Below are 12,535 nucleotides of genomic sequence, written 5' to 3'. Positions count from 1 at the left end.
CCGGCGTGCGTTATTGCTGCACGAGTTCGACGCGGCGGTTCTGCGCGCGGCCGGCGTCGTCGCCGTTGGACGCAACCGGCGACAGCGACCCGACACCCTTCGCGACGAGCCGCGCCGGCGCGATCTTGTAGGTCGTCGCCAGTGCCTGCGCGACGGCCTCCGCACGCTTTTGCGACAGGTCGGCGTTGTGCGCGAACTGCCCTTGATTGTCGGTATGGCCGACGATGTACACCTTCAGCGCCTGATTCGCCGTCAGCAGCTTCGCCATCTCGTCGAGCTGCGGCTTCGACTCGGGCTTCACCTGCGCCTTGTCGGTGTCGAAGTAGATGCCGTACAGCGCGATCTTGCCCGTCGCGGCGAGGCCCTTCTGCAGCGCACCGGAATCGAGCACCTTGACTTGCCCGGTCTGCATCGGCTTCACTTCGACGACTTCCTCGTAGACGAGCGTGCGCTTGTTCGATGCCGAATTGTCCATGATGTGCAGGAACACATACGCATCGCCGGACGCTCGCGGCAGCTTCGCGAGGATCGTGCGGTGCTTGTCGCCGAAGTTCGCGTCGCCGCCGCCCGCCTGCCGCAGCCGGCCGGAATTGATCACGACGCTCTGGAAGTCGTTGCCGCCGCTCTTTCCGCACTGCTCCGCCGTGCAGCGGAACAGAATCTGGAAGCCGCCCTTCTGCAGCGCGTCGAGATAGTTGCGCTCGACTTCCAGCGTCGACCGGCCGCCGTCGATCGCGTACGAGATCCGCGTGATCTTGCCTTCGAGATTCAGGCCCTTGGCGGTCCTCTCGTCGTCGATCGGCTGGTTCGGCAGGAACGCCTCGTCGAACGGCGTCTGCGAATATGCGGTGATGGTCGCGCCGGCGAAACGCGTGAGCAACAGATGATCTTTCGCACCCGGCTTGTCGCCGCCAGCGCTCGCCAGCGACGAAAGTGACAGCAGCGCGGCGGCGAACAGTGCGTTGCGGCCACGGCGCGCGACATGGAATACGGACGATGCTGCGTTCTTCATTGAGCCCCTCGGAAAGGATTTGTCGTTCTGTTGATGGCGTCGAAGCGCGCGCATCTTATCAAATCTTTCCGGGAAAACGGGCAATAGCTTTCGGATACTGAACGTTCTGACGCGCCACGTCATGTTGAATCGTTTCCAGGCGTGCGCGGGCGTCTCCCGCGTGCATCGCTACCCGACGTTCATCGGCAACAACACCATCTGCCGCCCCTCGACGTGCAGCCGCGCCTGCAGCTCGACGGGCGTCTGGTTGTGCAGCCACGCGGTCAGGAAATTCACGCGCCTGAAGATCAGCTTGCTCGCGAAGCACACCGCGTTCGGATAGGCATCGAGCGTCGACGACGCGAGGTTCATGAATTCGACGACCGGGTTCGTGCCGAACGCGATCCGGTAGTCGGCCGCGATGCCGTTGCGGCGGCAGTGCGCGACGTAATAGTCGAGCGCTTCGGTGATCGTGTGACGCAGCCGCTCGAGATGCTCGTGCCCGTCGTACGCCTTCGCATCGACCTCGCCCACCGCGAGAAAGATCACGTTGCGAAAGTGCCCGGGAAACAGCCGGTTCACCCACAGCAGCGCGTGCATGCTCGCGCCGCGATGCTTGCCGACCAGCAGCACCGCGGTCGGCTGCGACGGGTCGGGCTTGCCCGGCGCCATCGCCTCGTCGACTGCAGGCGGCGGCCCCGAGAACAGCGCGTCTTCCTTCGCGAGCTGCGCGCGCGTGTACGCGTAGTGGCGGTTGATCATGACGCACAGCGCGATCACCGCGCTCGTCACGAGCACCGTGAGCCAGCCGCCGGCCGTGAACTTCTCGATCAGCGTGATGACGAGCACCGTCGACGTCACGCTGAACCCGAGCGCCGACAGGAAGAAGTGCTTGAACCAGCCGCGCTCGCTGCGATGGCGCCACCAGTACGTGCACAGCCCCAGCAGCGACATGCTGAACGTGAGGAACACGTTGATGCTGTACAGCACGACGAGCACGTCGACGCTGCCGTGCGTCCACAGCAGGATCAGCAGGCCCGACAGGCCGACGACGATGATGCCGTTCTGCCGCACGAGGCGCGTCGACAGGTCGCGGAAATGGCGCGGCACCCACGAGTCCGACGCCATGTTCGACAGCACCGCCGGCCCGTCGAGAAAACCCGTCTGCGCGCCGACCAGCAGCAGCCCTGCCTCGAACGCGAGCACCGCCGCGAGCAGCGCGTGGCGCGCGACCGCGGAGCCGAGCCCGAGATGATCGATCACGCTGCCGAACACGACCGCGTTGAGCGTCTCGCCTTCGACGGGCCGTGCGTGCCACAGCATGTACAGCAGGATGATGCCGCCGGCCGTGAACGCGAGCGACGTCGACATGTACCACATCGTCGCCTTGCCGTTCGGCACGCGCGGATCGGCGAGCATGTTCACGTTGTTCGACACGGCCTCGAGGCCCGTATAGGTGCCGCCGCCGAGCGAGAACGCGCGCATCAGCAATGCGAGCATCACGAACACGCCGAGCGATTGCGACATCCCGTGCGCCTCGTGCACCGCGTCGGGCACGATCGTCGCCAGCGCGCTGCCGTGCACCGCGACGCCGTACACGATCAGCCCGAAATGCAGCACGACGAAGCCGATGAAGATCGGCAGCAGCACCATGATCGATTCGCGCATCCCGCGGAAGTTGAGCCCCGTCATCAGCAGGATCAGCACGATCTCGGTCGTGAGCTTGAACGCCTGCGCACTGACCGGCAGCAGGCTGAAGAACGCGTCGACACCGCTCGCGAGCGACGTCGCGACGGTCAGCACGTAGTCGACCAGCAGCGCAGCGCCCGACACGAGCCCCGGCTTCGACCCGAGCAGCGAGGTCGCGACGCGATAGCCGCCGCCGCCGGTCGGGAACAGCTCGATCACCTGGTTGTAGCCGAGCGCGATGATGAACACGGTCGCCGCGGTGGCGCAGGCGAGGAACAGCGCAAGCGGCGTGTGGTGCGCGAGCGCGAGGAACGCCTCCTCCGGGCCGTAGCACGACGACGACAGGCCGTCCGCGCCGAGTCCGACCCAGGCCAGCAACGGCGTCACCGCGATCGCATGGCGCGTGCGCGGATCGAGCGGGTCCAGCGGCTTCCCGACGAGCAGCTGCCACATCTTCTGGAATGCGGTCACGGTCCCCTCCCGGGACGCCGGGCGCGGCGGCGTCATCTTCTAAAGCTAGCCGACGCCCGGCCGCTGCACCAGTCCGCACAATCCATGAGACGCGGTCGGCGGCACGGCGTCGCTTTCACCGCGTAAGCGGCCGGCACGCCGCGCGTCGGCCGAAGCGGCGTGCCCGTACCGCCCGCCGGCCGATCGCGCGGATCGCGCACGGCATCGTCATCGCGGCCGCCCTCACCGCCCTCACCGCCTTCGCTGCCTTCGCTGCCTTCGCTGCCTTCGCTGCCTTCACCGCCCCTGACGACCACCGGCCCGATCCCGCCCACCTCTCATCACGGTTCTCCCGCCGGGCGATCACATCGACCACATCGTTCGCATCACCCGCATGACCCGCACGGTTCGCGCCGGACGCGATACCCGCCCGCGCCCCCGTCATGCGTTGTTCCCCGCAATTCGACATTTGTGCGCGCGCAACAATGGCGGTGCCTCGCGGCCGGCGCCGTGCGGGGGCAGGTTTCCACGTCGCCGGCCGCGTCGGTCTCTGAAAAACCACATCTCTCGAGGACATACCATGCAACTCCAATCCCATCCGGCGTGCCGTCCGTTTTACGAAGCAGGCGAACTCACGCAACTGACCGCGTTCTACGAAGAAGGCCGCAACGTCATGTGGATGATGCTGCGATCGGAGCCGCGGCCGTGCTTCAACCAGCAACTCGTCACCGACATCATCCATCTCGCGCGCGTCGCACGCGACTCGGGCCTGCCGTTCGACTTCTGGGTGACGGGCTCGCTCGTCCCCGAGCTGTTCAACGTCGGCGGCGACCTGAGCTTCTTCGTCGACGCGATCCGCAGCGGCCGCCGCGACCAGCTGATGGCCTACGCGCGCTCGTGCATCGACGGCGTATACGAGATCTACACGGGCTTCGGCACCGGGGCGATCTCGATCGCGATGGTCGAGGGCAGCGCGCTGGGCGGCGGCTTCGAGGCCGCCCTCGCGCACCACTACATGCTCGCGCAGAAGGGCGTGAAGCTCGGCTTCCCCGAGATCGCGTTCAACCTGTTCCCGGGCATGGGCGGCTATTCGCTGGTCGCGCGCAAGGCGGACCGCGGGCTCGCGGAATCGCTGATCTCGTCCGGCGAGGCGCATGCGGCCGAGTGGTACGAGGATCGCGGGCTGATCGACCAGACGTTCGACGCGGGCGACGCATATCTCGCGACACGCACCTTCATCGACGTGATGAAGCCGAAGCTGAACGGCGTGCGCGCGATGCTGCGCGCCCGCGAACGCGTGTTCCATCTCACGCGTTCCGAGCTGATGGACATCACCGAGGAATGGGTGCACGCGGCGTTCACGATCGAGCCGAAGGATCTCGCGTACATGGAACGCCTGGTGATGCTGCAGAACCGGCGCGTGTCGAAGCTGCGCACGGTGTGACGTGAGCGGCGCGCCGCCGCGCAAGCGGCGGCGCCCGTCATGCGGGGAGGCTCAGGCGATCAGCCTGAGCTTTCTGGTTTCCGCGAGCCAGGCCTCGAAGGCCTGGGCCGGCATCGGCCGCGCGAAGTAGAAACCCTGCGCGTGGTCGACGCTGATCTGCTTCAGGAATTCGGCTTCCGCGTGCGTCTCGACGCCCTCGGCGACCACCGAGAAACTCAGCGCCCGCGCGAGCGACACGACCGAGCGCACCAGCGCCTGCGAGCGCGGGTTGCGGTCGATGCCCGTGATGAAGCTGCGATCGAGCTTGATCGAATCGAGCGGCAGCCGCGACAGTTGCGACAGCGACGAATAGCCGGTGCCGAAATCGTCGAGGTGAACCTCCGCGCCGAGCTGGCGGAACTGCTTCATCAGCTCGTGCGCCGCTTCTTCGTCCTCGATGAAGCTGCTTTCGGTGAGCTCGATGTCGACGAGGCTCGGCTTCAACCCGGCGCTGTCGAGGATCGACGCGAACTGATCGACGATGTTCATGTCCTGCAACTGCCGCGCGGACACGTTCACCGCGATCCGCACGTCGAGCCCCTTCGCCTTCCACGCGGCGGCCTGCGCGGCCGCGGTGCGCATCACCCAGCGCCCGAGCGGCGCGATCAGCCCCGATTCCTCGGCGAAGCGGATGAACTCGATCGGCGCGACGAGCCCGCGATCCGGCGACTGCCAGCGGATCAGCGCCTCGACGGCGTGCACGTCGCCGGTCGCGATGTCGACGACCGGCTGGTAGTGCAGCACGAACTGCTCTTCCTCGAGCGCCTTGCGCAGGTTCGTGTCGAGCCACATGTACTTCGCGACCTTCTGGTTCATCTCCAGCGAGAACACGCGGTACGTATGCTTGCCCTCTTCCTTCGCGACGTACATCGCGGTGTCGGCGCTGCGGATCAGCGTTTCGAGCGAATCGCCGTGCTGCGGATACATCGCGATGCCGATCGAGCAGCTCGTGTAGACCTCCACCAGCCCGAGGTGGATCGGCGTACGCAGCCGCTCGAGGATGATTTGCGCGGTCGCCTCGAGCAGCGGCCGCGTGCCGTGCTCGAACAGCACCAGGAATTCGTCGCCGCCGAGCCGCGCGAGCGTCGCGCCGGACGGCAGGCAGCCGCCGATGACCGCGGACACGTCCTGCAGCAGGCGGTCGCCGGTGATGTGCCCGTAGTGGTCGTTGACGCGCTTGAAGTTGTCGAGATCGAGGAACAGGATGCCGACCTGGCCGCGCACGTCGGTGCGGTCCGCGGCCAGCGCGACGCGGATGCGCTCGCTGATTGCATGACGGTTCGGCAAGCCGGTCAGCACGTCGGAATTCGCGAGTTCGCTGAGCCGCTGCTGCGCGTTGCGCTCCTCGGTGACGTCGACGCCCGAGCAGATCAGGAACTGCTCGTCGGCGCCGCTGCCGCTCTGCACGAACTTGTTGCGGAACTGGAACAGGCGCGGGCCGTTGACCGTGTTGATGTAGCGCTCGACCTCGAACGCCCGGTTGCTCGCGAAAAAGCCGGTGATGTTGCTGCGCGACTGCGCACCCTGGTCGGGGCTCATGAACAGCTCGAACGCGCTGCGGCCGATCACGTCGACCTCGCGCTTGCCGGTCACTTCCTCGCACAGGCGGTTGAAGCGCTGCACCATGCCGTTGCGGTCGAGGATCACGACGAGCGAATTCACCTCGGACACGACCTGCTCGGCGAACGCGAGCCCGTGCGCGAGGTCGCCCGCGACGGACGCGGTATCGGAATAGGCGGAGGCGGTGCCGGCCCAATTGGCGGTGTCGACCTTCCTGCCGACCAGATGGAGGCTGACCGGATCGCCGAACAGCGCGAGTTCGAGCACGAGGTGCGACGTGACGCCGGTGAGCGCGCGGATTCGCGCGGCCTGCTCGCCGGTCAGCGCCACCGCGACATTGGTCAGGCCGCGAACGGCGGCCAGCTCGAGTGCATTGCTATCGCTGCCGAGCCGCCAGCACGGGCTATGCGTACCGAGATGCGCTTCGAGCACGGCGCGATCGTTTTCGTCATCCATGGACACGCCCCGATCCAGAAAAAACGCACAGTGTAGACGGAGGCGAGCCGGCCGCCCCCGATCCCCGGGCGCGCAGTGCGCCTACCTGGTGGGGCAGTCGTGATGACCGTGCCAGTGGCCCTCGTTCCGTACTTGTTTCCAACCAATGCGAACCGGCGTTCGCGCATCTCGCGCGCAGGTTTTCCAAACGAATGATGGAACCCATCTTATCAAATGACGAAGAAGATTGGCACTCACATTTGGAACGAGGTGTCAAGGAATCGGAACTCGGTTGGCATAACGGATTTTTCGTGATCGGCGGGACGCATGAAGCCGGTCGCGAACGCGTCGAACCCGGCCGGTGGAATCGCCGGAGCGCCCCGCCGGACGGCGGTTTGCGGGAAATCGAGGCATCCCGGCAGCGATGTGTCGGCACGGCGCTGCGGCGGGGTCGGATCGCATTGCGCAGCGCGCGGAATCGGGATTCTCGTTGCCCGTTCGTGCGTGAATGCGCGCCCTTATTCCCAGCGCCGTTGCAACATCGCGTCGATCGGTGCGAGCGAATAGATCGCCGGACCGCGCAGCCGATGCAGCGGCATGAATGGAACCGGTGCGATCGCCGCCCGGAACGCGCGAAAGCGGTGCGGCGGGCGCCCCGCCGCACCGCTTTCCGCGTGCGCCCCCTGCCGCTCAGCCCGCCGCGCCGTACCCGCCGCCGCCCGGCGTTTCGACGACGAACACGTCGCCCGGCGCCATCTGCGCGCGGCCGATATGCTCGAGCGTCTCGACCGTGCCGTCCGCCCGCTCGATCGTGTTGCGACCGAGCGCGCCGGCCTCGCCGCCCGCCGCGCCGAACGGCGCGTGGATCCGGTTGTTCGACAGGATCGACGCGGTCATCGGCTCGAGGAAGCGGATCCGCCGCACCGCGCCGTCGCCGCCGCGCCAGCGCCCGGCGCCGCCGGAACCCGCGCGCAGCCGATGCGAGTCGAGCCGCACCGGATAGCGCCATTCGAGCACCTCCGGGTCGGTCAGCCGCGAGTTCGTCATGTGGGTCTGCACCGCGCCGACGCCCGCGAAGCCGTCGCCCGCGCCGCTGCCGCCGGCGATGGTCTCGTAGTACTGGTAGCGATCATTGCCGAACGTGAAGTTGTTCATCGTTCCCTGGCTCGATGCGACGCAGCCGAGCGCGCCGTACAGCGCGTTGGTGATCGCCGACGACGTCTCGACGTTGCCCGATACCACGGCCGCCGGATACTCGGGGTTCAGCATCGAGCGCGCCGGCACGATCACCGTCAGCGGCTTCAGGCAGCCGGCGTTCAGCGGGATGTCGTCGCCGACCAGCGTGCGGAACACGTACAGCACCGCGGCCATGCAGACGGCCTTCGGCGCGTTGAAGTTGTTGTCGAGCTGCGCGGACGTGCCGGTGAAGTCGATCTCCGCGCGGCGCGCCGCGCGGTCCACGCGGATCGCGACGCGAATCTCGGCGCCGTTGTCGAGCGGATAACGATACGCGCCGTCCTGCAGCGCGCCGATCACGCGCCGCACCGCTTCTTCCGCGTTGTCCTGCACGTGCCCCATGAACGCGAGCACGACGTCGCGGCCGAACTGCCCGACCATCCGCCGCAGCTCGTCGACGCCCTTCTGGTTCGCCGCGACCTGCGCGCGCAGGTCCGCCATGTTCTGCTCGACGTTGCGCGCCGGATAGCGGCCCGACGCGAGCAGCGCGCGCGTGTCGGCATCGCGCAGCACGCCCGCCGACACGAGCTGCCAGTTGTCGATCAGCACGCCTTCTTCGTCGATGTGCGTCGAATCGGGCGGCATCGAGCCCGGCGTCGTGCCGCCGATGTCCGCATGGTGGCCGCGCGAGCCGACGTAGAACAGCGGCGTGTCCGAGCCGTCCGCGAACACCGGCGTGATGACGGTGACGTCCGGCAGGTGCGTGCCGCCGTGATACGGGTCGTTCAGCATGAACACGTCGCCGTCGCGCATGCGGCCGCGGTTGCGCTCGATCACCGTGCGGATGCTCTCGCCCATCGAGCCCAGATGCACCGGCATGTGCGGCGCGTTCGCGATCAGGTTGCCATCGCCATCGAAGATCGCGCACGAGAAGTCGAGCCGCTCCTTGATGTTCACCGAATACGCGGTGTTCTGCAGCCGCAGCCCCATCTGCTCGGCGATCGACATGAACAGGTTGTTGAAGATCTCGAGCCGCACCGGATCGGCATCGGTGCCGAGCGAGCGGCGCGTCGGCAGCGGCGTCGTGCGCGTCAGCACGAGGTTGCCTTGCGCGGTCATCTGCGCGCGCCAGCCGGGTTCGACGACGGTCGTGCCGTTCTTCTCCGCGACGATCGCCGGGCCGTCGATCGCGTCGCCGGCCAGCAGCGCGTCGCGCACGTACAGCGCCGCGTCGTGCCATTGACCGCCGGAATGGAAACGCACGGCGCTGTGCGCGCGTGGCGCCGCGCCCGTGTCGCGCGGCACGAGCGGTGCGATCTCGACCGGCGCATCCGAGCGGCCGATCGCCTCGACCGATGCCAGCTCGGCGACCAGCGGCGTGCCGGGCATCAGGAACGCATAGCGCTGCCGGTACGCGGCCTCGAACGCCTGCTGCATCGCGGCGACGCTGCCGGCCGGCACGTCGAGCGCGGAATCGGTGCCCTGGTAGCGCAGGTGCACGCGCCGCTCGGTCGCGATGCGCTCCGGCGCCACGCCCTGTTCGAGCAGCGCGCCGACCGCGTCGTCGGCCAGCCGGTCGAGCGCCGCGTTCAGCGCCGGCAACGATTCATCGGACAACACGGCTTCCACCGCGCGCTCGCGCATCGCGGTCTGGTCGGCGAGCCCCATCCCGTAAGCGGACAGCACGCCCGCGAGCGGATGCGCGAACACCTGCGTCATCCCGAGCGCGTCGGCCACGCCGCAGGCGTGCTGGCCGCCCGCGCCGCCGAACGTCGTCAGCACGTAGCGCGACACGTCGTGGCCGCGCTGCACCGAGATCTTCTTGATCGCGTTCGCCATGCTGCCGATCGCGATTTCCAGGAACCCTTCGGCCAGCGCCTCGGGCGTGTCGCGCCGCCCGGTCGCCGCGTGAATCTCGTCGGCGAGCGCCGCGAATTTCGCGGCCACGCCGTCGCGGTCGAGCGGCTGGTCCGCATGCGGGCCGAACACGCGCGGGAAGTGATCGGGCTGGATCTTGCCGAGCATCACGTTGCAGTCGGTCACCGTCAGCGGGCCGCCGCGCCGGTAGGCGGCCGGCCCCGGGTTCGCGCCGGCCGATTCGGGCCCGACGCGCAGCCGCGCGCCGTCGAAGCCGAGCACCGAACCGCCGCCGGCCGCGACCGTGTGGATGCTCATCATCGGCGCGCGCATCCGCACGCCGGCCACCTGCGTCTCGAACACGCGCTCGAATTCGCCGTTGTAGTGCGACACGTCGGTCGACGTGCCTCCCATGTCGAAGCCGATCACGCGCTCGAAGCCGGCCGCGCGCGCGGCGCGCACCATCCCGACGATGCCGCCGGCCGGGCCGGACAGGATCGCGTCCTTGCCCTGGAACGCGTCGGCGCGCGTCAGGCCGCCGCTGCTCTGCATGAACTGCAGGTTCACGCCGGGCATCTCGTGCGCGACCTGCTCGACGTAGCGGCGCAGGATCGGCGACAGGTAGGCGTCGACCACGGTCGTATCGCCGCGCGACACCATCTTCATCAGCGGCGACACCTCGTGCGACACCGACACCTGCGTGAAGCCGATCCGGCGCGCGAGGTCCGCCAGCGCGCGCTCGTGCGCGGTGTAGCGATAGCCGTGGATCAGCACGATGGCCAGCGCCTGCACGCCCGAGTCGAACACGCGGCGCAACGCCGCTTCCGCGCGTTGCACGTCGAGCGGCACGACGACGTCGCCGTGCGCGCCGATCCGCTCGTCGACCTCGACGACCGTCTCGTACAGCGCATCGGGCAGCACGATGTCGAGATCGAACAGGCGCGGCCGGTTCTGGTACGCGATGCGCAGCACGTCGCGAAAGCCGCGCGTCGTCGCGAGCGCGGTGCGTTCGCCCTTGCGTTCGAGCAGCGCGTTGGTCGCGACCGTCGTGCCCATCTTCACCATGTCGACGCGCTCGGGCGTGATCGGCTCGCCGTCGGCGAGGCCGAGCAGGTGGCGGATGCCGGCGACGGCCGCATCGCGATACTGCTCGGGATTCTCCGACAGCAGCTTGTGCGTGACGAGCGAGCCGTCGGGCCGGCGCGCGACGATGTCGGTGAAGGTGCCGCCGCGGTCGATCCAGAATTGCCAGCGCGCGGCGTCGGAGGAAACGGGGAAAGTGTGTCGGTCAGTCATGGCGATGAACTCGATGCGTCGTTGAACGAAGGACGAGCGCCGCCGCACGGCGCGCGTCGCGCGCCGCGTGAGGGCTTCGATGAAAAGGGAGCGGTAGAAAGGCGGCGGGCGGGCGCCCGCCCATGCGGCGTTATGCGGCGTCGAGTTCGCGGCCGCGCGTCTCGGGCAGCGTCAGCGCGGCGACGATCAACACGCCGTAGGCGGCGACCGCGAAGATCCCGATGCTCGCGCCGAGCCCGTAGTGCTTCGACAGCGCGCCGATCAGGAACGGGAACAGGGCGCCGATCGCGCGGCCCACGTTGTAGCAGAAGCCCTGGCCCGAGCCGCGCACCCGCGTCGGGAACAGCTCGGTGAGGAACGCCCCCATCCCGGAGAAGATGCCCGATGCGAAGAAGCCGAGCGGGAAGCCGAGCCACAGCATCGACGCGTTCGTGAGGTGCAGCACCGGCGACGTGTAGGCGAACGCGATCACCATCGAGCCGAGCGCGAACAGGATGAAGTTCGGCTTGCGGCCGAGCCGGTCGGTCAGGTACGCGCTCGTCAGGTAGCCGACCCACGAGCCGAAGATGATCATCGCGAGATAGCCGCCGGTGCCCATCACGGTCAGGTGCCGCTCGGTCTTCAGGAAGGTCGGCAGCCAGGTCGTGATCGCGTAGTAGCCGCCCTGCGCGCCGGTGGTCAGCAGCGCCGCGCGCAGCGTCGTCGACAGCAGTTTCGGCGCGAAGATTTCGGTGAGGCGCGGCGCGTCGGCTACCTTCGCCTGCGTGGCCTTCTCCTTCTCGTAGACGTCCGGCTCCTTCACGTAGCGGCGGATCACGACCACCAGCAGCGCCGGCGCGAGGCCGACGAGGAACAGCGCGCGCCAGGCCTGTTCGGCCGGCAGCACCGAGAACAGCAGCGCATACAGCAGCGCCGACAGCCCCCAGCCGATCGCCCAGCCCGACTGCACGAGGCCGACCGCCTTGCCGCGATCGCGGGCGCGGATCACTTCGCCGATCAGCACCGCGCCGGCCGTCCATTCGCCGCCGAAGCCGAAGCCCATCAGCGCGCGCGCCGCGAGCAGCTGGTGATAGTTCTGCGCGAGCCCGCACAGCGCGGTGAACACGGCGAACCACAGCACCGTCAGCTGCAGCGTGCGCACGCGGCCGATCCGGTCGGACAGGATGCCCGCGATCCAGCCGCCGAGCGCCGACGCGAGCAGCGTCATCGTGCCGATGAAGCCGGCGTCCGCGAGCGAGATGCCCCACGTCGCGACGAGCGTCGGGATCACGAACGACAGCATCTGCGTATCCATCCCGTCGAGCATGTAGCCGACCTTGCAGCTCCAGAACGCGCGGCGTTCGCGCGGCTGCGCGTCCGCATACCATCCGAACAGGCCGTTGCGTGCGGGGCCCGCGGGGTCGGCGGCGGGCGCCGCGAGGGTCTTGCTTTCCATGGTGAAGCTCCTGTCGAAATATGCGGTCGAAACCTTGCGTGTGGTGTCGTGCGCTTCTTGCGTCGTGCGTTGCTTGCGCGCGTCGCGCCGCGGGTGCGCGCCGCCCTCCGGGCGGGCGGATCGTCTGTGGTCGCGGCATGCCGCCGCGCCGGGGCCGGACCGG

The 12,535-nt window shown here is 68.4% G+C and carries 6 protein-coding genes; 1 reads left to right on the top strand and 5 read right to left on the bottom strand.

Features of this window, described 5'->3' with window-relative positions; translation table 11 throughout:
• Positions 1–10: 10 nt before the first annotated feature.
• The gene (locus DIE04_RS11445) at positions 11–1,012 is read right to left on the bottom strand and encodes an OmpA family protein (protein ID WP_124520396.1); all 1,002 of its coding nucleotides are present in this window, start codon (positions 1,010–1,012) and stop codon (positions 11–13) included.
• A 168-nt stretch (positions 1,013–1,180) separates the two neighbouring features.
• Complete coding sequence (locus DIE04_RS11440) at positions 1,181–3,151, bottom strand: APC family permease (RefSeq protein WP_124487709.1); 1,971 nt, start codon at positions 3,149–3,151, stop codon at positions 1,181–1,183.
• 559 nt (positions 3,152–3,710) lie between these two features.
• Between DIE04_RS11440 and DIE04_RS11435 the strand changes: the two genes are divergently transcribed.
• On the top strand, positions 3,711–4,574 hold the full coding sequence (locus tag DIE04_RS11435) for a crotonase/enoyl-CoA hydratase family protein (RefSeq protein ID WP_124487711.1): 864 nt from the start codon (positions 3,711–3,713) through the stop codon (positions 4,572–4,574).
• Between the two features lie 51 nt (positions 4,575–4,625).
• Here DIE04_RS11435 and pdeR read toward each other — a convergent pair whose 3' ends face one another.
• From pdeR to DIE04_RS11420, 3 genes are all read right to left on the bottom strand, one after another.
• Positions 4,626–6,629 carry a cyclic di-GMP phosphodiesterase gene (gene pdeR / locus DIE04_RS11430; RefSeq protein ID WP_124487712.1) on the bottom strand — a complete coding sequence of 668 codons (2,004 nt, stop codon included), beginning with the start codon at positions 6,627–6,629 and terminating at the stop codon, positions 4,626–4,628.
• Positions 6,630–7,298: 669 nt separating this feature from the next.
• Entirely contained in the window at positions 7,299–10,937 is a 3,639-nt protein-coding gene (locus tag DIE04_RS11425) for a hydantoinase B/oxoprolinase family protein (RefSeq protein ID WP_124520397.1), read from the bottom strand.
• A gap of 130 nt (positions 10,938–11,067) precedes the next feature.
• Positions 11,068–12,372 carry an MFS transporter gene (locus tag DIE04_RS11420; RefSeq protein WP_044847288.1) on the bottom strand — a complete coding sequence of 435 codons (1,305 nt, stop codon included), beginning with the start codon at positions 12,370–12,372 and terminating at the stop codon, positions 11,068–11,070.
• Positions 12,373–12,535 lie beyond the last annotated feature (163 nt).

This window comes from Burkholderia sp. Bp8994 (genome assembly GCF_003853805.1).
GTDB lineage: Bacteria > Pseudomonadota > Gammaproteobacteria > Burkholderiales > Burkholderiaceae > Burkholderia.
This window is presented reverse-complemented; position numbering and strand designations above follow the sequence as displayed.

What these genes read in the sequence shown, in the direction of transcription:
- DIE04_RS11445 (WP_124520396.1), bottom strand. Translation starts at nt 1,012, where the DNA reads ATGAAGAACGCAGCATCGTCCGTATTCCATGTCGCGCGCCGTGGCCGC.
- DIE04_RS11435 (WP_124487711.1), top strand. Translation starts at nt 3,711, where the DNA reads ATGCAACTCCAATCCCATCCGGCGTGCCGTCCGTTTTACGAAGCAGGC.
- pdeR (WP_124487712.1), bottom strand. Translation starts at nt 6,629, where the DNA reads ATGGATGACGAAAACGATCGCGCCGTGCTCGAAGCGCATCTCGGTACG.
- DIE04_RS11425 (WP_124520397.1), bottom strand. Translation starts at nt 10,937, where the DNA reads ATGACTGACCGACACACTTTCCCCGTTTCCTCCGACGCCGCGCGCTGG.
- DIE04_RS11420 (WP_044847288.1), bottom strand. Translation starts at nt 12,372, where the DNA reads ATGGAAAGCAAGACCCTCGCGGCGCCCGCCGCCGACCCCGCGGGCCCC.